This is a genomic window from Nanchangia anserum (assembly GCF_015240065.1).
In the GTDB taxonomy this organism is placed as follows: Bacteria; Actinomycetota; Actinomycetes; order Actinomycetales; family Actinomycetaceae; genus Nanchangia; species Nanchangia anserum.
The window spans coordinates 1213510-1233095 of the sequence record NZ_CP060506.1; the positions used below are offsets into that span (position 1 = coordinate 1213510).

The 19586-nt window shown below is 67.9% G+C and carries 21 protein-coding genes, 2 tRNA genes and 1 pseudogene; 11 read left to right on the forward strand and 13 right to left on the reverse strand.

The window, feature by feature from the left end:
• Positions 1–16: 16 nt before the first annotated feature.
• The gene (locus H8R18_RS09980) at positions 17–466 is read right to left on the reverse strand and encodes a MerR family transcriptional regulator (RefSeq protein ID WP_191071103.1); all 450 of its coding nucleotides are present in this window, start codon (positions 464–466) and stop codon (positions 17–19) included.
• Positions 467–555: 89 nt separating this feature from the next.
• On the opposite strand from H8R18_RS09980, the gene H8R18_RS05650 reads away from it, so the two are divergent.
• Both H8R18_RS05650 and H8R18_RS05655 read left to right on the forward strand, forming a co-directional pair.
• Positions 556–1281, forward strand: coding sequence for a cupin domain-containing carboxymuconolactone decarboxylase family protein (locus H8R18_RS05650; RefSeq protein ID WP_223875094.1), 726 nt, complete (start codon positions 556–558; stop codon positions 1279–1281).
• Positions 1282–1304: 23 nt separating this feature from the next.
• Entirely contained in the window at positions 1305–2327 is a 1023-nt protein-coding gene (locus H8R18_RS05655) for a zinc-binding dehydrogenase (RefSeq protein ID WP_191071104.1), read from the forward strand.
• Here the strand turns inward: H8R18_RS05655 and H8R18_RS05660 are convergent.
• Complete coding sequence (locus H8R18_RS05660; RefSeq protein WP_191071105.1) at positions 2324–2920, reverse strand: DapH/DapD/GlmU-related protein; 597 nt, start codon at positions 2918–2920, stop codon at positions 2324–2326. The two genes, H8R18_RS05655 and H8R18_RS05660, sit on opposite strands and share 4 nt — an antisense overlap.
• A gap of 149 nt (positions 2921–3069) precedes the next feature.
• Between H8R18_RS05660 and H8R18_RS05665 the strand changes: the two genes are divergently transcribed.
• From H8R18_RS05665 to H8R18_RS05690, 6 genes are all read left to right on the forward strand, one after another.
• Positions 3070–4038 (forward strand): ABC transporter ATP-binding protein, encoded by a 969-nt coding sequence (locus H8R18_RS05665; protein WP_191071106.1) that lies wholly within the window; start codon positions 3070–3072, stop codon positions 4036–4038.
• Positions 4035–4790, forward strand: a complete 756-nt coding sequence (locus H8R18_RS05670) for an ABC transporter permease (protein WP_227712766.1) — start codon at positions 4035–4037, stop codon at positions 4788–4790. Before H8R18_RS05665 ends, H8R18_RS05670 begins: the two co-directional genes overlap by 4 nt.
• Positions 4790–5545: an ABC transporter gene (locus H8R18_RS05675; RefSeq protein ID WP_191071107.1), complete on the forward strand. Its 756-nt coding sequence runs from the start codon at positions 4790–4792 to the stop codon at positions 5543–5545. The genes H8R18_RS05670 and H8R18_RS05675 overlap by 1 nt, the downstream gene beginning before the upstream one ends.
• A gap of 8 nt (positions 5546–5553) precedes the next feature.
• The gene (rsgA, locus tag H8R18_RS05680; RefSeq protein ID WP_191071108.1) at positions 5554–6612 is read left to right on the forward strand and encodes a ribosome small subunit-dependent GTPase A; all 1059 of its coding nucleotides are present in this window, start codon (positions 5554–5556) and stop codon (positions 6610–6612) included.
• 89 nt (positions 6613–6701) lie between these two features.
• Positions 6702–7256 (forward strand): MFS transporter, encoded by a 555-nt coding sequence (locus tag H8R18_RS05685; protein ID WP_194189187.1) that lies wholly within the window; start codon positions 6702–6704, stop codon positions 7254–7256.
• A gap of 373 nt (positions 7257–7629) precedes the next feature.
• Positions 7630–7899: a hypothetical protein gene (locus tag H8R18_RS05690; RefSeq protein ID WP_194189188.1), complete on the forward strand. Its 270-nt coding sequence runs from the start codon at positions 7630–7632 to the stop codon at positions 7897–7899.
• Here H8R18_RS05690 and H8R18_RS05695 read toward each other — a convergent pair.
• From H8R18_RS05695 to H8R18_RS05730, 8 genes and pseudogenes are all read right to left on the reverse strand, one after another.
• Positions 7896–8847: pseudogene (locus H8R18_RS05695) on the reverse strand (bifunctional riboflavin kinase/FAD synthetase). The gene H8R18_RS05690 and the pseudogene H8R18_RS05695 sit on opposite strands and share 4 nt — an antisense overlap.
• Positions 8733–9278 (reverse strand): hypothetical protein, encoded by a 546-nt coding sequence (locus H8R18_RS09985; RefSeq protein ID WP_227712902.1) that lies wholly within the window; start codon positions 9276–9278, stop codon positions 8733–8735. The pseudogene H8R18_RS05695 and the gene H8R18_RS09985 overlap by 115 nt, the downstream one beginning before the upstream one ends.
• Positions 9206–9937 carry a tRNA pseudouridine(55) synthase TruB gene (gene truB, locus H8R18_RS05705; RefSeq protein WP_194189190.1) on the reverse strand — a complete coding sequence of 244 codons (732 nt, stop codon included), beginning with the start codon at positions 9935–9937 and terminating at the stop codon, positions 9206–9208. Before truB ends, H8R18_RS09985 begins: the two co-directional genes overlap by 73 nt.
• Positions 9934–10395: a 30S ribosome-binding factor RbfA gene (rbfA, locus tag H8R18_RS05710; protein WP_191071112.1), complete on the reverse strand. Its 462-nt coding sequence runs from the start codon at positions 10393–10395 to the stop codon at positions 9934–9936. The genes truB and rbfA overlap by 4 nt, the downstream gene beginning before the upstream one ends.
• A 69-nt stretch (positions 10396–10464) precedes the next feature.
• Entirely contained in the window at positions 10465–13317 is a 2853-nt protein-coding gene (infB, locus tag H8R18_RS05715; RefSeq protein ID WP_191071113.1) for a translation initiation factor IF-2, read from the reverse strand.
• Between the two features lie 57 nt (positions 13318–13374).
• On the reverse strand, positions 13375–13770 hold the full coding sequence (locus H8R18_RS05720; protein ID WP_191071114.1) for a YlxR family protein: 396 nt from the start codon (positions 13768–13770) through the stop codon (positions 13375–13377).
• A gap of 71 nt (positions 13771–13841) precedes the next feature.
• On the reverse strand, positions 13842–14825 hold the full coding sequence (nusA, locus tag H8R18_RS05725; RefSeq protein WP_191071115.1) for a transcription termination factor NusA: 984 nt from the start codon (positions 14823–14825) through the stop codon (positions 13842–13844).
• A 23-nt stretch (positions 14826–14848) separates the two neighbouring features.
• The gene (locus H8R18_RS05730) at positions 14849–15244 is read right to left on the reverse strand and encodes a ribosome maturation factor RimP (protein ID WP_194189191.1); all 396 of its coding nucleotides are present in this window, start codon (positions 15242–15244) and stop codon (positions 14849–14851) included.
• Between the two features lie 111 nt (positions 15245–15355).
• On the opposite strand from H8R18_RS05730, the gene H8R18_RS05735 reads away from it, so the two are divergent.
• Positions 15356–16408 (forward strand): hypothetical protein, encoded by a 1053-nt coding sequence (locus H8R18_RS05735; RefSeq protein ID WP_191071117.1) that lies wholly within the window; start codon positions 15356–15358, stop codon positions 16406–16408.
• Between the two features lie 56 nt (positions 16409–16464).
• Here the strand turns inward: H8R18_RS05735 and H8R18_RS05740 are convergent.
• Positions 16465–16539 (reverse strand) — tRNA-Asn (locus H8R18_RS05740).
• An 86-nt stretch (positions 16540–16625) separates the two neighbouring features.
• Entirely contained in the window at positions 16626–17126 is a 501-nt protein-coding gene (locus tag H8R18_RS05745; protein WP_191071118.1) for a hypothetical protein, read from the reverse strand.
• A 104-nt stretch (positions 17127–17230) separates the two neighbouring features.
• Here H8R18_RS05745 and H8R18_RS05750 point away from each other — a divergent pair.
• Positions 17231–17304: transfer RNA gene (locus tag H8R18_RS05750), tRNA-Ile, on the forward strand.
• Between the two features lie 18 nt (positions 17305–17322).
• Positions 17323–17961: a GNAT family N-acetyltransferase gene (locus H8R18_RS05755; RefSeq protein ID WP_191071119.1), complete on the forward strand. Its 639-nt coding sequence runs from the start codon at positions 17323–17325 to the stop codon at positions 17959–17961.
• A gap of 6 nt (positions 17962–17967) precedes the next feature.
• Here the strand turns inward: H8R18_RS05755 and H8R18_RS05760 are convergent, their stop codons facing one another.
• Entirely contained in the window at positions 17968–19533 is a 1566-nt protein-coding gene (locus tag H8R18_RS05760) for a UDP-N-acetylmuramoyl-L-alanyl-D-glutamate--2,6-diaminopimelate ligase (protein WP_191071120.1), read from the reverse strand.
• Positions 19534–19586: the final 53 nt, after the last annotated feature.

A 19586-nucleotide genomic window follows, 5' to 3' on the forward strand; every position in this document is an offset into this window, starting at 1 on the left:
TCGCCGCGTGCGCCCACTACTCGACAGTGCCGCCACACCGGCCCTCCCCCGACTGGTTTCCCTGCCCACAGCGGCGGCGGTAGAGGTCGTAGAGGTCGACGTCGGCGTCTGCTAGCTCTGATTCGTACATGCGGATCTTGTACTGAACGAGGCCGAGATTCGTCTGGTAGTGCGCGAGTTTGTCGCGCAGGTGCTGCTCGTGGCGGCGCATGATCGCGAGCAGCTCCTGTTCGGCCCCGGGGACCTTTCCCCGCCGCAGGCTCACGTAACGAGAGAGGTCAGCGATGCTCATTCCCGTTGAGCGCATGTGGTCGATGAACCGCAGCCACTCGATGTCCTCGTCGCTGTAGCGGCGCGCCCCGGCGGGTGTGCGAGCCGGCGAGACGAGGCCTTCTTTCTCGTAGTAGCGCAGCGTCGATGCCGTCAATCCCGTCGCCTGGGCGACGTAGCCGATGGCGTGATCCATGAGTGGCCTCCTCCACTTGCCTTCAACCTCGCTTCAACTTTTACCGTTGACAGCGTACGTCGTCAACGCGACGAGAACGAGGAGAACAGATGATGACACGCTCAGATGAGGGCTGGGTCGACGCCGACACCCGCTATTTCACGGGAAGCGCCCGCCTGCGCATGGAAACGCAAACGGAGCAATTTGCGGCCGCGACGGTCGTCTTTTCGCCCGGGTGCCGCAACAACTGGCACACCCATCCGGTCTCGCAGACGCTCATCGTCACCGATGGCGTCGGCTTCTATCAGGAGGCCGGCTCCCCCGCCGTCGTTCTGCGTCCGGGCATGAGCATCACGATCGGCGCCGGCGTCAACCACTGGCACGGGGCGGCCGCTCATTCGTCGCTGACCCACATCGCGATCACCCTCAACAACGACGAGGGCAACGCCGCCGAGTGGGGTGACGCCGTCGACGACGCCACCTACCAGGACGCTCACGCCCAACTTGAGGGCACCCCGCTGGCCCCGGTGAGCGCCGGGCGCGACCAGCTGGGCGACTTCGCTCCCCTGTTTGCCGAGCTCAACGACGACGTGTTGTTCGGGCGGGTCTGGGCCCGGCGCGCCGAACTTGGCGCGCGCGATCGCTCCGTCGTCACCGTGTGTTCGCTCATCGCCTCCGGGATCACCGACTCCTCCCTGGCGTACCACCTGAGCACTGCCCGCGACAACGGGGTCGGACGCGACGAGATCGCGGAAATCATCACCCATGCGGCGTTCTACGTCGGATGGCCGAAGGCATGGGCGGCATTTCGCCTGGCCGCGGATATCTGGAAATAACGAGCTACGAGGAAGACACCGACATGCGAGCAGTCATTATGCGCGGCGCGGGCAACCCCGTCGTGACCGAGGTACCCGATCCGCAGATCGAGGCGCCCACCGATGCCACCATTCGTATCGATGCCGCCTGTGTGTGCGGCTCTGACCTGTGGCCGTATCGCGGCCTCGAGGACGCCGAGAACCTCCGCATGGGCCACGAGTACGTCGGCCACGTCGTCGAGGTCGGGGCCGAGGTGAGTACCCTCACGGTCGGCGATTACGTTGTCGGCTCGTTCGTCATCTCGTGCGGCGAGTGTGAGATCTGCCGCGCCGGGTATCAGTCGCGGTGCCGCCACGCGTCCTTCGTGCACGGCGGCATCGGCACCCAGGCCGAATACGCGCGCATTCCCTTCGCCGACGGCACTCTCGTCGCCCTGCCAGGCAAACCGGACGATGCCTACATTCCGTCGCTGCTGGCCGCCTCCGACGTGCTGGGCACGGGCTGGTTTGCCGCGGACGCCGCGGGCGCAGCGGCGGGCAAGACGATCGCCGTCGTCGGCGACGGGGCGGTCGGCCTCATGGGTGTTCTCGGTGCCCGCGAGATGGGTGCCGAGCGGATCATCATTTCCTCGCGCCACCCGCAGCGGCAGGCGTTGGCCCGCGAATTCGGCGCGACCGACGTCATCGAGGAGCGCGGCGATGATGCGGCCGAGCGGATTCGCGAACTTACCGACGGCCTGGGTGCCCACGGCACCGTCGAGGCCGTGGGGACTCAGGAGTCGATGATGCAGGCCATCGCCTCGACTCGCCCTGGCGGCAAGGTCGGCTACGTCGGCGTCTCGCACGGCGTCGAGATCCCCGGCATCGACCTGTTCTTCTCGCTCCTCCACCTTCACGGCGGTCCGGCCCCTGTGCGCCGTTACCTGCCCGATCTCATCGAGCGGATCCTCAGCGACCAGATCACGCCGGGACGCGTGTTCGATCGCGAGCTGTCACTGGACGAGGCTCCCGAGGCCTATCGGGCGATGGATCAGCGCGAGGCCGTGAAGGTGCTGCTGCGTCCCTAGCCCTCCCTCACCGACGTTGCCTCGCGCGAGCGGACGTCGCGGATATAGCGTGCCGGCACGCCTGCGACGATCGAGCGCGGGGCAACGTCGCGCGTGACGACGGAGCCTGCCCCGACGATCGCGCCCTCGCCGATACGCACGCCGGCGAGAATGCTCGCCTGCGATCCGATCCACACATTCGCCTCAACAACGATGGGTGCCGGGTGCAGCGTGGCGCGATGGTCGGGGTCTTCGTCGTGGTTAAGGGTCGCAAAGACGGCATTGTGGCCGATGAAAGTCCCGTCACCGATCCACACGCCACCTTGGTCTTGGAACGAGCAGCCGGCGTTGACAAAGATCGACCGTCCGAAGTGGAGGTTGACGCCGCCGTCGATCGTGATGCGCGGCAGGATGGTCACGGACTCGTCGATGGGCTCGCCGAGCAGCTGAGAAAGCTCGGCGCGGATGCTCGGTTGGTCGAGTTCTCGCGTGTTGATGTACTGCGTAACCTCGCGCGAGCGTTCGGCGCGAGCATGCATGAACGCTGTGGCCTCCGAGTCGGGCGTCAGTGCGACGCCACGGGCCATGAGATCGCGAAAATCATCTAGTGTCACCGGAAACTCCGTTCGATTCGTGCTCGGTCGTGAGGCGATCCCCGCCTGCTAACGACGTTGAGGCTAAGAGGTGAACCTCACTCGAGGTCAACCCTCACCGTTGTGAACACGTCCACCGAGGTTCCCCCCCGGACGTATACTCACCGGCGATGACATCCCCTACCGCCCTCGTTGCCCACGCGCTGCGCCGCGAATTTGGCAAATCCGCCTTTGTCGCCGTCGATGACGTGTCGCTGCGCGTCGAGCCCGGACATATTCACGCCCTCCTCGGCCCCAATGGTGCCGGGAAGACGACGACGGTGCGCATGTGCGCGACGTTGCTCGAGCCGACGTCTGGATCAGTGAGCGTCGCAGGCATTGACGCCGTTCGCCAGCCCCACCGGGCCCGTCGCCATCTCGGTCTCGTTCTCGGCGGCGAGCTCGGCTTTTACGGGCGCGCGAGCGCCCGCGATAACCTCGGATTCTTTGCCGATCTGCAAGGGGTGAGCGGGCGCGAGCGTCGAGCGGCTATTGACCGTGCTCTCGCCCTGGTCGATCTGGCCGATAGCGCGGACGTTCGCGTCCAGGAGTTCTCACGCGGCATGACCCAGCGACTCCACCTGGCCCGGGCAGCCCTGACGCAGCCCGAACTCCTGCTGCTCGACGAACCGACCACGGGTCTCGATCCCGACATCGCCTTGCGCGTGCGCGACGTCATTCGGGAGTTTGCCGCCTCGGGCATCGGCGTGCTGCTGACATCCCACTCGATGCCGGAGGTCGAGGAACTCGCCGACGTCATCTCAGTGATCGGGGCGGGACGCATTGTGACCCGGGGCAACGTTGCCGACATCGCAGCGTTCGCCGGCATCGGGTTGACGACGTCCTTTAGCCTGCCCGCGCGCGCCAGCGGCCTCGCCCAGACATGTGTGGAGCGCCTCGGCGAACATTTCACCGTCAAGAGGCGTCCTCAATCGGGACGGTGGGCGCTGAGCGTGTATTGGCCCCGCTCACTGTCGCGGGACGACTGTTCACACACACTGTCCCAGGTGCTCGGCGACGTCACGCCCACCGACCTCGTGACACGGCCCGCCTCGCTGGAGGAGGCCTATCTGGCCCTGGCAGAAAGGCTGTCGCGGTGATCCGCCAGGTACGTCTGGGACTCTTCTTCTTGCGTCAGTTCCTGTCGGTGCCGTATTTCGTGCAGCTCATGGTCATGGCGACGATCTCGGCGACGCTCGTGCAATTCTTCGCCTTTTCTGCCTGGGGCGCCATCACCCCGACGCAAGGCTGGGTTCGCGGCGGGGTCATCGGCATGTGGTCGGTCGCGACGACTGCCGCGGGCATCGTCGGCTTCCAGCGCTATCGCGGCACCCTCGTCTATCTCGTCCTCGCTCCCGTCGGAGCGCTGCGCGTCCTCGCCGCGCTCGTCGCCTCCGCGGCCACGTGCGGCCTCGGCGCGTTCCCTCTGGCGTGGGTGACGTGGGCGCTGTGCGCGGGCAGCGTCTCCTTCACGACGACCGATGCCGTCGGCTGGGCGCGCATCGCCGCCGGCGTCGTCGCCCTGTTCATTGGCTGCGTGAGCTTGAGTTTCGCCGTAGCGACCCTGTTCGTCCTCACCCCGAACGCCATCAGCTACGAGGGCCTGGTCCTCGTCCCCGTCTTTCTCGCCTCGGGCATCCTGTTCACCTCGAGCGCTCCGGGTTGGGTCGGCATCACCAGTGCGCTGCTGCCGCTGCGCCTACCGTTTGAGCTGCTCTCACTCGGGCCGATCTCGACGGTGAGTCTGTGGGCATGGCCGCTTTCCGTGGCGGCGTGGAGTGTTCTGTCGTGGCTGGGAGCCAAGCGCGCAATCCGACTGGCTACCCGCGCCGGGACGCTGGAGGTGATCTGATGGGGGCGGCCTATCGCCGGTTTCGCTCGGGCGTGCGGGTGTCGTGGTCCTCGTCGATCGCTTTTGCAACACTTGGCACGGCACTCGTCACGCTCATCGTTCTGCCGCTCCTTGACATCGCCTTCGCGATCCTCATGGGATCAGACGTCGCCGCTCCCGATTTGGCGCGTACGGGCTACGCCGCCGCGCTCGTCGCGTGGAGCCTGTCCATCGCCTCGGGCATCGTCGCCGCGATCGCCGCCGACCGCACGCTTGGCATCTACCTGGTCGTGCACCAGTACCGGCGCATCGATGTCGCCTATTGGCTCTCGCGCGCAACCATGCCGACCCTGTTGTCGCTGGTCACCGGTGCGACCAGCATCGGCGCGGTCGCGTTGTTCTCCAGCGACACCGCCATGTTGCTTCGCGTGTGTGCCCTCGTCCCCGTCGTCGTCATCGTCGGGATCGCGATGGGCATAGGCGCCGCCGGAATCGGGGTCTCGCTGCCCGATCCCTATCTGGGTGCGACGATCCTCGGATCCTTCGTTCCCGTCTTCTCGGGAGTGATCGTGCCCGTGGACCTATGTCCGGCGTGGGTACGCGTCATCGCCACGGTCGTTCCCGGATCCGGACTCGCCTCCTCGGTCGCCGAATTCTCTGCCCCGGGCCTGCTGCGCGATCTCGCGTGCGCGCTCGTTTACGCCGGCATCGGGATCGCGTTCACCCAACGAGCCGCTCGCGCGCTGCGCAGCGGCCGCCGTTTCGACACCCTCTAGGAGGAGCCATGCTCGGATGGTCACCGCGGTGGCAGGGATACCTCGCCGTCGCCGAGATGGAGGCCAAGACTCCCCTGCGCGCCGCACGGATCAGCGCGATTCATCGCGGCGGCGGCGAGTGCATCGTCGCCGATAGCGGCGAGACCACCACGTTCAACCTGTCCTATCCCCATCCGGCGCGTGCCCTCGAGCAGTGGCCGCCGGTCGTCGGCGATTGGGCAGGCCTGGATGCCGAAGGTGCCATCGCGACAGTTCTGCCACGAGTGACCTACCTGGAGCGCGCCGGGGTGTCGCGCTCCTCGCTCATGCAGCCGATCGCGGCGAACATCGACGCGCTCGTCATCGTCGAGCCCTTGCGGCCCTCCCCGAGTATCGGCAGGATCGAGCGGTTTGTCGCCCTCGCCCATGCCGCCGGGATCTCGCCCTGGCTCGTCCTCACGAAGGCGGACCTCGTCGATGCCGCTGACGCACGCGAGGTCCTCGAACGCGTCGACTACCTCGTCGATCGGGCGTTTGCCGTCAGTAACGCCGAGGAGTCCTCGCTGACGCCGCTGCGCGAGGCAATCACTCCCCATGACACGCTGGTGCTCGTGGGACGCTCGGGCGCGGGCAAGACCACGCTGACGAACGCGCTGCTCGGGCTGTCGTTGGCGACGGCTGCGGTGCGCGAGGGCGACGGCAAGGGGCGCCATACGACGACGCGGCGACAGCTCGTCGCGACGCCGCACGGCATCATCCTCGATACCCCCGGCATCCGGGCGCTAGCGGCCACGCCAGATGCCGACGCCATCGACGAGACGTTCGCGGCCATCACCGATCTGGCCCGTGGGTGCCGCTTCGCCGACTGCACCCATGATGCGGAACCCGGTTGCGCCATTCGAGAGGCGGTCGACCTCGGAGATCTCGACGCCGCCGAGCTCGACCGCTACCGCCGGATGCGCGCCGAGGCACAGCGCCAGATCGTGCGCGCCGACGCCCGTCTCCACCGTGCCGAGCAACGCCAGGCGAGCAAGAACAATACCCGCGGCCGCCGCGACGCCATGGCCCGAAAAGGGCGCCGCCGCTGATTCCGCACCCGCCCTATGCACGGTGACAGCCATGCGTCGAAACTGCCTCTGTTACCGTGTACCGCAACATGACGGAAGTGAGGTGAATAATGATCTGGAAGCGTCATGTGGCCTTCTTGTTGACCTCGCAGGCCATTTCCTTGTTGGGATCCTCCATCGTCCAGTCGGCGATGATCTGGCATATCACCCTCGTGACCACGTCGGGTTCAGCTATCGCGCTCGCTTCGGTCGCCGCCTTCCTGCCGCTCGTCATCGTCTCGCCGCTCGCCGGGGTATGGGCGGATCGCTATAACCGTCGGGTCATCACTGTCGCCGCCGACGCCGCGGTCGCCGTCGCCACGGCGGGGATCTTCGTCGCCTTTGTCCTCGGCCATCGCTCGCTGACCCTCATGTGCGTGGTCCTGGCTATCCGCAGTTGTGCCACGGCCTTCCAGTCTCCCGCCGTTACATCCCTGCTGCCCGGATTCGTCCCCGAGGACCACCTCATGCGCGTCAACGGGCTGTCCGGCTCCGTGCAGGCGCTGTCGAATATTCTCGGTCCGGCCCTGGGTGGTGTCGCGCTTGCTCTCATGCCCCTTCACATGGTGTTTCTCATCGACATCGCAACGGCGATCATCGGTATCACACTGTTTGGTTCTTCGTGAAGGTCCCCGCCTATGGTGACAACCGCGAGAACATCGGCACGTGGAACCACGAGTTCCGGGTGGGACTGCGCTACATCAGGAGGCACGACTTTTACAGCCCGCTCCTCGTGTTCTTCGCCGTGAGTATGACCGCGATCTCAGCGCCGGCTTTCCTCGCTAACCTTCACGTTGCCCGGAATTCGGTGCGGAAACGTGGCGCCTTTCCGTTGTTGAAACCTTCTACGGAATTGGCGCCGCCCTCGGCGGTGGTCTCGTTGCCCTGTGGCCGGGGCTGCGTCGCGAAATCTCGACAATCGCCTACGCCATCGCCGTCATAGGACTTGCCTTCATTCTGTTAGCGCTTGCCCCGACCTTCGTCATTTTCACGGCGGTCATGGGGCTGTTGGGCGTGGTCATTCCCTACCTCAATGCCCCGGCCATCACCTTGTTGCAGCGCACATGCGCCCCTCAACACCTGGGCAAGCTCATGTCGATCGTCGTTATGCTCAACGGCGCCTTCTTGCCCCTGGGGATCGCCATCTTCAGCCCGCTCGCCGACCACATTCCCATCTGGGCCATCATGGTCCTCGGGGGCATCATCGAACTGGGCGGTGCGCGGGCATCCTCACTCACCGCGGCTGAGGGCCGTCAAGGGCCCCGTTAGCGTGCGGTGACCGCGCTCGGATCCACGCGCCCAGCCGGCGGCACCCCCAACACGTCGGCGCTGGCCCGCAGGTCGTCGTCCATCTGGTCCTGTAGGGCCTCGACGGAATCGAGCGTAACCATGCCGCGCAGGCGTTTAACAAAGTCAATGGCCACGCTGGTGCCGTAGAGGTTGAGGTCCGTACGCCCTAGCACGTGGGCCTCGACCGCGCGCTGGGTCCCCGAGAATTGCGGGTTCGTGCCAACGCTGATCGCGCTTGGCAGCGCAGCGACGGCGCGGGTTCCCGCGACGGGAACGATCAGCCAGCCGGCGTAGACGCCGTCGGCCGGCACCATCCCGACCTCGCCGGCGCACAGGTTAGCCGTGGGAAATCCGAGGGTGCGCCCGCGGGCGTAGCCGTGCACGACATCGCCGCGCAGGCGGTAGGGGTGACCGAGGATGCGGGCGGCCGCCTCGACGTCGCCGCGCGCGAGCAGCTGACGCACCCACGTCGACGAGTAGCGCCGGTCGGCCTCGGTCTCGTGGACGTCATTGACGACGTCCACCGCGAAGCCGTAGCGCTCCCCGAGCTGTTTCAGGGTCTGAAGGTCGCCCTCGTTGTCGCGGCCGAAGCGGGGTCGCGCCCGACGACGACGACGCGCGCGCCCAGCCCCTCGACAAAATACGTTCGCACGAAGTCCTCGGCGCTCATGCCGGCGAGGTGCCACGTGTAGGACTCGACGAGCGTCGCATCGATGCCCAGCGCCGCCAGGGCGTTGAGGCGATCGGCAGCGGCATGATGAGGTCGATCCCCGCCTCGGGAGCGTGCAGCGTGGCCGGGTGCGGATCGAAGGTCAGGGCGATTGCGCGCACGCCCAGCGCCTCGGCGCGCTCGACCACCCGGGTGAGAATACGGCGATGGCCGAGGTGGACGCCGTCGAAGATGCCGATCGTCGCCACCGACGCCATCTCGCCGGGAACCTGTGTGAGTGACTTCCAGATATCCACGCGTTAACGCTTTCTCGCCGTGGCCAACACGACGTGCGGTTTGAGCTGCATCCCCGAGCCATCCTCGGCGCACCTGGCCAACGCGGCAACCCGATCGTCGCGGTCGATGAGGGCGATCTCGGCCCCGTCAGCCGCGCCTGCGGGACGGTCGATGTCGCCGGGATCGATCGTGAGGGCGCGCCCAAGCGCCACCGCGTCGCGCTGCTCCTCGCTGATCTCACCGACGGCACGAGTCCGGCGAGGACCTGCCCGGTAGCACGCACGCAGGGTGCTTCGGTAACGCCGTGGCGAGACACATCGGCGGCGATCGCGTCGATCGTCATCGCGTCGCCGATGTCGAAGCATGCGGCCGTCGTGCGTCGCAGCGCGCTGAGGTGGGCACCGCAGCCGATCTCGTCGCCGAGTCGCGAGCGAGCGCAGCGCGGATGTAGGTGCCCGCCGAGCACGTGACGGCGATGTCGCACTCGACGACGTCCACGCCGTCACGCCGGGACGGCCACGGCCCGTCCACGACATCGAGCGCGCTGATAGTTATGCGCCGCGGCGGCAGCGTCACGTCTTCTCCGGCCCGCACGCGGGCGTAGGCGCGTCGCCCCTGGACTTTGATCGCGCTCACCGAACTGGGACGCTGATCCACCTCGCCCCGCCACTGTTCCAGGGCCTCGCCGAGCCTGTCACGGACGTCATCGAGACTCGCGCCCATGCTCGAGGTGACCTCGCCCTGTGCGTCCTCGGTCGAAGTCGTGACGCCGAAGACCACGCGCCCGCGGTAGCTCTTGGGCGCGCCCTGGACAACCGAGATGAGCCGAGTTGCCCGTCCGAGCGCGCACACGAGAATTCCCGATGCGGCTGGGTCGAGCGTGCCCGTGTGACCGATCTTCTTGAGCCCGAAGATGCGCCGCAAGCGGCTGACGACCTGCTGCGAGGTCAACCCGAGCGGTTTATCGACGACGACGAAGCCGGAATCGTCCGCCGGAAACGGGACGGTCGGACGCGCGAGGCTCGCCTCAGTGCCCGAAGGCGCATAGTCCGGGCTGAGCAGGTCGCTCACACGCGGTCCTCGTGATCGCTCGCGTCGTCGTCCTCATCGTCGTCCTTGTGGACGTACGGGTCGGCGTCGCCGGCATACGATGCATCCTTAGCGGCCTCCGCCAGCTCGGCATCGCGGGCGCGCGCCTTCGCGAGGGTTTCCTCGAACGAGGCGGCCTGTTCGGGCAGGGCGTCGTGAACGAATTCGATACTCGGGGTCAGCCGAATGCCCAGGGCCTTGCCGATCTCGGAGCGAATGAGCCCCTTTGCCGAGTTCAGGGCCTGCTGGGTACGGCGACGCTCGCCGTCGGTGCCATAAACCGTGTAAAAGATCGTCGCGTGCTGGAGATCACCGGTGACGCGAACGTCGGTGATCGTGCAGAAACCGATGCGCGGATCCTTAATGCGTCGCTCAAGCAGCCGGGCGACGGTCTGCTGGATCCGATCGGCGACCTTGCGCTGGCGTGCCTCGTCAGCCATGAGTTCCTCCTTGGGGACTCGGCGGCGCCGCACCCGCATCGAGTGCGACGCCGCCGCTATCTCAGACCGTTAGTTGCGCGGCTTTTCGCGCATCTCCCACGTCTCGATCGTGTCGCCGACGGCGATGTCGCGCTCGCCGAGGCTGATACCGCACTCGTAGCCCTCGCGGACCTCGGTGACGTCGTCCTTCTCACGTCGCAGCGAGGCGATCTCGAGATTGTCGTGGACGACGACGCCGTCGCGAATGAGGCGTGCCTTGCTGCCGCGGCGGATCGTGCCGGAGCGGATGATGCAGCCGGCGATGTTGCCGAACTTCGAGGACTTGAAGACCTGAAGGATCTCGGCCGAACCGAGGGTGACTTCCTCGTAGATCGGCTTGAGCATGCCCTTCATGGCGTTCTCGACGTCCTCAATCGCCTGGTAGATCACCGAGTAGAAGTGCATGTCCACGCCCTCGCGGTCGGCCATTTCGGCCACGCGCTGAGCCGGGCGGACATTGAACCCGATGATGACCGCGTTGTCGACGGTCGCCAGGTTGACGTCGTTCTGCGTGATCGCACCGACGCCGCGGTGGATGATCCGCAGCTGGACTTCCTCGCCGACATCGATCTTGAGCAGGGAGTCTTCCAGCGCCTCGACGGAACCGGAGACGTCGCCCTTGATGATGAGGTTGAGGGTCTCGACCTTGCCTTCCTTGAGGGCCTGGTCGAAGTCCTCCAGGCTGATGCGCTTGCGACGCTTGGCCAGCAGTGCGGCGCGCTCGGCCGCCTCGCGCTTATCGGCGATCTGGCGGGCCGTGCGGTCGTCCGGCGCGACGAGGAAGCTGTCGCCGGCGCGCGGAACCTGGGTGAGACCGAGCACCTGGACGGGACGCGACGGCGTGGCCTCGGCGACCTCGCGGCCGTGCTCGTCAAACATCGCGCGCACGCGCCCGTGCGAGGTGCCGACGACGATCGCATCACCGACGCGCATCGTGCCGCGCTGAACGAGCATCGAGGCGACGGCACCGCGACCCTTGTCGAGGTTCGCTTCGACGGCGACACCGCGGGCGTCCGCGTCGGGGTTGGCCGTGAGCTCCAGCGCCGCGTCGGCCGTCAGCAGGACGGCCTCGAGCAGGCTGGCGATTCCCTGACGCTGCTTCGCCGAGACGTCGACGAACATGACGTCGCCGCCGTATTCCTCGGCGACCAGGCCGTATTCGGTCAGCTGAGCGCGAATCTTCTCGGGATTCGCCTCGGGCTTATCGATCTTGTTGACGGCGACGACGATCGGCACGTCGGCGGCCTGCGCGTGGTTGATGGCCTCAACCGTTTGCGGCATGACGCCGTCGTCGGCGGCGACAACGAGGATGGCGATGTCCGTGACCTCGGCACCGCGCGCACGCATGGCCGTGAAGGCCTCGTGACCGGGGGTGTCGATGAAGGTGATCGGGCGCTCGTTGCCGTCGAGCTCCGTCGTCACCTGGTAGGCGCCGATGTGCTGGGTGATGCCACCCGACTCGGACTCGACGACGTCGGTGTGACGGATCGCGTCCAGCAGCTTCGTCTTACCGTGGTCGACGTGGCCCATGACGGTGACGACCGGCGGGCGCGGCTGGAGGTTCTCCTCGTCGGAGGCCTCTTCGGCCTCGAGGTCGATGTCGAAGGACTCCAGCAGCTCGCGATCCTCGTCCTCGGGCGAGACGATCTGGACGGTGTAACCGAGCTCGGCACCGACCGTCGCCAGCGTGTCCTCATCGAGGGACTGGTTGGCCGTAGCCATTTCGCCCAGCTGCATGAGCACGGTGATGAGGGCCGCCGGGTTGCAGTTCAGGCGGTCGGCCATGTCGGCGAGCGACGAACCCGAGCGCAGCCGCAGTTCGGTGTTGCCGTCGCCGCGAGGAACGCGGACGCCGCCGATCGTCGGTGCCGACTGCTCGAATTCACGGCGCTTCGCGCGCTTCGACTTGCGCTTCTTGCCCCGGTTCGGGCCACCGCGACCGAACGCACCCTGCGTCGAGCCGCGGCCACCGCCGCGACCGCGCAGACCGCCACCCGCGGGACCGCCGCCAGGACGACCGCGCCCCGGGCCACCGGAGCGGTTGCCCGAACGCTGGTCCTGCGAGGTGCCGGGACGCTGCGAGGCCAGCGAGGAATGCGCGGGCATCATGTTCGGCGTCGCCGTCGTGGGGCGACGCGTCGCCCCACCCTGACGCTGCTGCCCCGAACGCTGCGAGGCGCCGCCGCGACCACGGCCGGCACCGGCACTCTGGCCGGCGTTGCCACCGCGTCCACGCGGCGGACGCGGGCCGCCTGTACCACCGGGACGAGGCATCCCCTGCGATGAGGCAAACGGGTTATTGCCCGGACGCGGGCCGCGCGGACCCGGCTTTGGGCCGCCCGTGCCACCGGGACGAGGCATCCCCTGCGATGAGGCAAACGGGTTGTTCCCCGGGCGCGCCTGACGCGGGCCGGGCTTCGGACCCGGCTTCGCCGAGCTCGGGCGCGGGGCCTGCGGCTTGGCCTCGGACGAGGCAGCCGGCTTGTCAGCGGACTGGTTTGCCGGGCCAGGCGTGGGTGCCTGGGCAGGCTTCACCGACGAGGGAGCGGCCGGCTTCGCGCCGGTATCGGCAGCGGGGGCCGCCGGCTTTGCCGTCTGGGCGGCCGGCTTCTTCGGGCCGGGCTTGGGGGCTTGCGGCTTGGCGGAACCCGCCTGCGGCTTAGGTGCCGCCTTAGTCGACTTGCCCACCTTGTCGGCGGCGTCACCGGGAGCGGATTCCTTCGCCGCCTGGGCAAAGTGTTCGCGCATCCGACGCGCGACGGGCGCCTCGATCGTCGAGGACGCACTCTTGACGAACTCGCCCTGGTCCTTGAGGACGGCGAGAAGATTCTTCGATGTGGTTCCGAGCTCCTTCGCGAGCTCGTGCACACGCTGTTTAGCCACAACTCTCCTGTTCGAGCCCACCCCGAACAGGGCAGGCGGTTTACATCATCTGGCAGCTCATCGCTGGGAACTCATCGGGTGCCCATCAGCTTCCAACCCGCTTTCACTGTCTGCGGCCTCTCCGGGGATTTCGGAGCACGCCGTCTGCGCTACGTCCAGGCCCATATCGGCTATGAGCCCTGCTGCGTCACACGCGATCGAGCGCCGAAACGCCCGGGCAAACGCCCCGCGCTTGGCGGCTCGCCGGATGCAGGCCGGATCCGGGTGGATCCACGCCCCGCGTCCGGTGGCGACGCGATCACCAAAGGTGAGCGCGCCATCGTGCGTGACACGCAGTCGCACCAGCGTGGAGCTGGGCGCCTGCTGGCGACACCCGACACACGTACGCACCGGGAATGCCGAAGCGTCATCGCCGGTGCGTTGCGCGCGTGTGGATGCGCATGTGTTGCTCATTCTACCCGCCCTATCAGCGTTTTCCCACGCGAGAAAGCCCACGCTCGCAAACGCGCAGACCGCCGATCGCGCTAGTCCTCGATCCCGTCGGCGACCTTGTCGGAGCGAATGTCGATCTTGCAGCCGGTCAAACGCGCGGCAAGCCGGGCGTTCTGCCCCTCCTTGCCGATGGCGAGCGAGAGCTGGAAGTCGGGAACGACCGCCTTGGCGATCGGATGCTCGCCCGGCTCCATGGTGACCGAAGACACACGCGCCGGAGATAGGGCGTTGGCGACGAACTGCGCCATGTCCTCGGAGTACTCGATGATGTCGATCTTTTCCCCGCCCAGCTCGTTCATGACGGCCCGCACGCGCTGCCCCATGGGACCGATGCACGCGCCCTTGGCGTTGGCCCCCTGCCGCTTGGCGCGCACGGCGATCTTCGTCCGGTAACCGGCCTCGCGGGCCACGGACTCGATCGTCACGTCGCCGCTGCCGATCTCGGGAACCTCGCGGGCAAAGAGTCCGCGCACGAGTTCGGGGTGGCGCCGGGACAGTTCGATGCGCACGCCACGGTCGGTGCGCAGCACCTTGACGACGTAGGCGCGCACCCACTGGCCGTGCTTGTAGGTCTCGCCCGGGACCTGCTCGCCCTCGGGAATGATCGCCTCGAAGTCGCCGAGGTCGACGAGGACGACGCGCGGGTCGCGCCCCTGCTGGACGATTCCCGAGACGACGGTGCCCTGCTTGTCGCGGAAGGACCCGAGCACCTGGGCGTCCTCGGCCTCGCGCAGGCGCTGGACGATGATCGAGCGCGCCGTCGACGTCGCGATGTTGCCGAATCCCGACGGGGTGTCGTCGAATTCGCCGATGACGTTGCCCTCATCGTCGACCTCGCTGGCCATGACGCGGGCCTTGCCGGTGCGCCGATCGATCTCGACGCGAGCGTTCGCAATGGCGCCGGGAGCGTTATGGTAGGCCTTGAGCAGCGCGTCTTCGATGGCGTCAACGAGCGTCTCTAGCGAGATGCCCCTCTCGGCCTCGACCATCCGCAGTGCGGCCATATCGATTTCCATGCCACTCCCCTTCCCAGCGTGTCCTACCACTCGATCGCCATGCGCGCGCTGGCGATGTCGGCGAAAGCGACCTCGCGGGCGCCCTCGTCGGTGTCGACGCTCACGGTCGCGTCGGCAACGTCAGCGATTCTACCGCGAAGTGTGGTCCCGTCCGCGAGCGCAATCTCGGCCAGGTGCCCCTGGGCGCGCCGGAAGTGGCGCGGGGTCTCGAGGGGGCGCTCAATCCCGGGCGTCGTCACCTCGAGGGTGTAGGTCCCGGCGATCGGGTCGATCTCGTCGACGGTGGCCGAGATCGCCCGGGTGGCCTCGGCGAGCTGGATGTCGTCGATGCCGCCGGGGCCGTCGGGCAGGTACGACGACCTCGAGTCGTGTAGCGGCCGGCGCGCTTGGTGCGGACGGTCTCGATGACGAGTCCGCATTCGCTCACGGCCGGCTCGAGGGCCTGCGCGATCTGGGGATCGGGTGTGCTCACGTGCGCTGTCCTAACGTCTAGTCGTTTTCTTCATGCTACCCGTGGCAAGATCGAGGGGATGATCTCGCTGACGCGCCTGAGTGCCCTGACCGTGACCGCCCTGGCCGTGGCTGCCGCCACGACGGGGTGCCAGCTGCGGATCGATTCCCAGGCGTCGCCGTTTCGCGAGTTATCGAGTTCGGACGTCGCGCGCTACCAGGCCGCGGTGTGCGACCAGCAGGTCGCCGACGTCCTCGCGCATCCGGGCGAGATTCCCGCCGACGCCGCGGCGCCGATTGCCGACGTCGCCGCGCGAGCCACGCAGCGACTGCAGGCGTTCGGTCAGCCGTGGACGTTCCCGAGCGAGGCCGGCTCCGAGGTTCCCGCTGCCCCGCCTACACGTGAGGCTCCGGCGACCGCGCAGGCGGCGGTGACGCGCCTGGTCACGTGCGCGTCGCAAGCGGGCACCGATGCGACGGTCGTCGAGGATCGCGGCCTGGCCAAGCTCCTCGTGTCGGCTGCGGCGGCGCGGCGTCAGGAGGCCCTGCGTCTCGCGCAGGCGCTCGGCATCGCCATGCCCGGTGCCGAGACGATCACTGCCTCGTCTCCGCTCGTCCTTGACGAGGACACGGGAAAGTACCGCGCCCCGAGTGCGCAGGAACGCCAGACGATGGAACCCGCCGAGAGCGAGGCGGCGACGCCGTCGGCGAGCGAGGCGAAGGCGCTGGGTGAATCGGTTGCCGAGCTCGATTCGGCGCGCTATGACCTCGAGCAGGCGGCGTCGCGCCTGTCGAGCGCCGACAAGCAGCAGGCGATCGCCCTCGCGGATCAGCTGGCATACGAAATTGACGTTCTCGTCGACGAGGGCGCGCCCGACACGCGTCAGCTCGAGTACGGCCGCCTGGACCTGTCGGACCCCGCGGCGCGCGCGCACGAGGCCGTCTCGGCGGCGCTCGCCGCCCAATACCGGCTGATCGAGGCGACCGATCGCCCGGCCATTCGCGAGCGCGTCGTCGTCGCCACCGCGGCGGCCTCGCAGGTGGCGCGGTCATGGGGCGTGGAGGATTCGGCGCTGCCCGGGCTGACCGTGACGACGCCGGCGAGCGTGTTGCCGCGCGACGACGACCATTAGACGCACTGTCGTCGGCGTGTCAGGGCAATAAAAAATCCCGGCACCTGCCGGGATGATGGCTCCCGCGGTTGGACTCGAACCAACAACCGTCCGATTAACAGTCGGATGCTCTGCCATTGAGCTACGCGGGATGGCGACGTGAAAACATTAGCAGCCGTTTCGCGAGGCACCTAATCGGCCGCCGCGATCGTGACGAGACGCACACGCGGGCGCCGCGTTAGGCGGGATCGAGGCCGACGCTCTCACGGGTGCGCGCCTCGAGTCGATCGACCTCGCCGCGCTCCATTGGCGGAATCGCCCCACTCGCGGTGGTGAGCGTGAACAGCTCTCCGCGCGAATCGCGCAGCACCCAGCAGCTGACCTGGGTGCCGTTTGACAGCTCGGACGTGGCGTAGAAGACGCGTGCGCGGTCCATCCCCTCGCGCACGACGGTGAGGAAGTCGAGGCTGGGTGCCGGCTCGAGGGCGATGACGAGGGGCGGGGCCGCCGGGTCGATATGGCTCAGGGTCGCCAGCCCGCTGTCCTCGTCCCACGTCAACGCGGAGAACACGCACCAGGCCTCGCGCATGAGGACGCCGCCGTCATCGACGTGGGTGAGGTGGGTGCGCGAGGCGAGCAGGTAACCGCCGTCGCGGACGGTGGCGAGGGCGAGCACCTTCTCCCCCGGTGCAACGTGCGGGCGGACCGATTCGGGCACCTGGCTCTTCGCCTTCCACATGTCTCTCAGGCTACGGCACGCCCAGGTGAACGGCGAGCGGCGGCGACGCGGTGCCGCCCACGCGCGTGGTGGAAAGCCGTGGAGGCGGTGGGTACAGTAGACGCGCCCCCTTAGCTCAGTCGGTTAGAGCAGCGGACTCATAATCCGTGGGTCGTCGGTTCGAGCCCGACAGGGGGCACAGCGATATCCTGCACTCATGACGACGCCTCCCGCGATCCTGCCGCCGCATCGACTGCTCATCAGCTGTGCGAGCACGCAGCTGCGCGTCCTGCGCGAGTCCGACATCCCGGCGCTGCTCGACCTCAAGGCGCGCGGCATCGCCTCGCCCGAGGTCCCCCTGCCGTTCCTCACCCCGTGGCACCTGCGCCCCGACCACGAAGCCGTCACCTACTGGTACACGCAGATGGCCGAGTCGTGCCGGCCCACGTGCACGCTGACGTTCGCCGTCATCGACGACGGCGAGATCGTCGGTCTGCAAGACATCATCGGCGCGCACGCCCTGCGCACCCGCAGCGCGGAAACCGGCTCGTGGCTGGCCCGAGAGTTCCACGGTCGCGGGATCGGCACGCGAATGCGCCAGATGATCCTCGCCTTCGCGTTCGACATCCTGGGACTCGACGAGATGCGTTCGGCCGCACACGTCGAGAACCTCGCGTCGCGGCGCGTGAGCGAAAAGTGCGGCTATGTCGCCGACGGCACCGAGCGGATCGCGGGTGACGACGGCTACGTCACCGATGTGCGCTTCGTCGTGACTCCCGACACGTTCATCCGCCCGACCGATCCCGTCACCTACGAGGGACTGGCCGAGTTCACCAACTACGTGGGGCTCTCCTAGCGCCGACTACTGATCGAGCCTCGCCGTGAGTGCGCGTCGATGTGCCCGCCCCTCCAGGCACTCGCGGGCGACGGCCTGGTCCGAGAACGGGTGGAAACAGTAGTTGATCTCCTGGTAGGCCTCGGCGCCCTTTCCCGTGATGATGACGGTGTCGTCGGCTGCGGCCGCCATGATCGCCTCGCGGATGGCGTCGCGGCGCGACGTTTCGACGACGGTGACACCCTCGAGGCTCGGACGCTCGTCGCAGATCCCCTCGAGCAGCTGGGAGCGCATGACGTGGGCCGGTTCCGTGCGCGGATTTTCGTCCGTCACCCACAACACGTCGGCGCCGCGCGCCGCCGCGCGCCCGACGTCGGGGCGCTTCGTCGCGTCGCGGTCCCCGTCGGTGCCGAAGACGACGTGGAGCTTGCCGGAGCTCAATCCCCGCGCGGTCTCCAGCACGGCGTCCAGTGCCTCGGGTGTGTGGGCGTAGTCGACGATGACGAGCGGGTCATCGGGTGAGTCGGAGCCAATCGCTTCCATCCTCCCCGGCACCTGCGGAGCACCGGCGAGTGCGCGGGCAATCTGGTCGGGATCGATCCCGGCCTGGCGGGCGACGAGGGCGGCGACGGCGCTGTTTTGGACGTTGACGTCACCGGGCAGGGGGCAGCTCAAGCCCCAGTCGCTGCCCTCTCCGCGCAGGGTGAAGCAAGTTCCCCCGGTGCGCGAATCGACGCGGGCGTCAGCGACCTGCCAGTCGGCGTCTTCGCCCGCCGTTGAGACCGTGACGACGGGAATCTCGGCCTCGCCGGCGAGGCGACGACCCCACTCGTCGTCGACGCACACCACGCCGACGCGGGCGTGCTCGGGGGCGAAGAGCCCGGCCTTCGCCCGGTAGTAGTGCTCCATGTCGCCGTAGTAGTCGAGATGATCGTGCTGGAGGTTGGTGAATCCCACCGCGTCGAAATGAATGGCGTTGATCCGCTCGAGGCTGACCGCGTGCGCCGAGATCTCCAGAACCGCCCCGGCTAGACCCCGCTCGCGCGCAAGCGCCATGAGGCGATGGAGCACCGGCGCCTCGGCCGTCGTGCGCACGGTGTAGACGGAGTCATCGCCGACCTTTTGCACGCCCGTACCCTGCAACAGCGCGGGCACACCCTGCCCCTGGATGATCGCGTGGAGGAGGTAGGCAGTCGTCGTCTTCCCATTTGTCCCCGTCACCCCGAGCACCGGCATCGCGGCCGACGGATCACCGTAGACCCGAGCCGCGACCTCGCCCTCGACGTGGCGGGGATCGTCGACGACGATGACGGGCACGTCCGGACACTCGCGGCACACCTGGCGCGCCCCGGCGGCATCGGTGAGGACGGCCACCGCGCCCCGCTCCACCGCCAGGCGGGCAAAGGACGCGCCATGCGTGGCCGCGCCGGGCACGGCGATAAAGAGGTCGCCGGGGGCAATGTCATTCGAGTCGACGCTGACGCCGCTCACCTGGGCGGCGCGCTCGCAGGTCGCGCCCACGAGGTCGGCAATCTCACTCACGCTCGTCCCGGCGTTCTCGCGGGGACGCAGGTCGGACAGGGTCACGCTCATGGGCCCAGTCTAGGTGAGCACGGCCGCCTACCCCGTGCCCGGCCCACGACGAC

Coding starts and splice junctions, on each gene's coding strand:
- H8R18_RS05745 (WP_191071118.1), bottom strand. CDS start 17,126: ATGTGGAAGGCGAAGAGCCAGGTGCCCGAATCGGTCCGCCCGCACGTT.
- H8R18_RS05665 (WP_191071106.1), top strand. CDS start 3,070: ATGACATCCCCTACCGCCCTCGTTGCCCACGCGCTGCGCCGCGAATTT.
- rbfA (WP_191071112.1), bottom strand. CDS start 10,395: ATGGCTGACGAGGCACGCCAGCGCAAGGTCGCCGATCGGATCCAGCAG.
- H8R18_RS05760 (WP_191071120.1), bottom strand. CDS start 19,533: ATGAGCGTGACCCTGTCCGACCTGCGTCCCCGCGAGAACGCCGGGACG.
- H8R18_RS05735 (WP_191071117.1), top strand. CDS start 15,356: ATGATCTCGCTGACGCGCCTGAGTGCCCTGACCGTGACCGCCCTGGCC.
- rsgA (WP_191071108.1), top strand. CDS start 5,554: ATGCTCGGATGGTCACCGCGGTGGCAGGGATACCTCGCCGTCGCCGAG.
- H8R18_RS05720 (WP_191071114.1), bottom strand. CDS start 13,770: ATGAGCAACACATGCGCATCCACACGCGCGCAACGCACCGGCGATGAC.
- H8R18_RS05655 (WP_191071104.1), top strand. CDS start 1,305: ATGCGAGCAGTCATTATGCGCGGCGCGGGCAACCCCGTCGTGACCGAG.
- H8R18_RS05690 (WP_194189188.1), top strand. CDS start 7,630: ATGGGGCTGTTGGGCGTGGTCATTCCCTACCTCAATGCCCCGGCCATC.
- H8R18_RS09980 (WP_191071103.1), bottom strand. CDS start 466: ATGGATCACGCCATCGGCTACGTCGCCCAGGCGACGGGATTGACGGCA.
- H8R18_RS05650 (WP_223875094.1), top strand. CDS start 556: ATGATGACACGCTCAGATGAGGGCTGGGTCGACGCCGACACCCGCTAT.
- H8R18_RS05685 (WP_194189187.1), top strand. CDS start 6,702: ATGATCTGGAAGCGTCATGTGGCCTTCTTGTTGACCTCGCAGGCCATT.
- nusA (WP_191071115.1), bottom strand. CDS start 14,825: ATGGAAATCGATATGGCCGCACTGCGGATGGTCGAGGCCGAGAGGGGC.
- H8R18_RS05755 (WP_191071119.1), top strand. CDS start 17,323: ATGACGACGCCTCCCGCGATCCTGCCGCCGCATCGACTGCTCATCAGC.
- H8R18_RS05730 (WP_194189191.1), bottom strand. CDS start 15,244: ATGCGGACTCGTCATCGAGACCGTCCGCACCAAGCGCGCCGGCCGCTA.
- H8R18_RS05675 (WP_191071107.1), top strand. CDS start 4,790: ATGGGGGCGGCCTATCGCCGGTTTCGCTCGGGCGTGCGGGTGTCGTGG.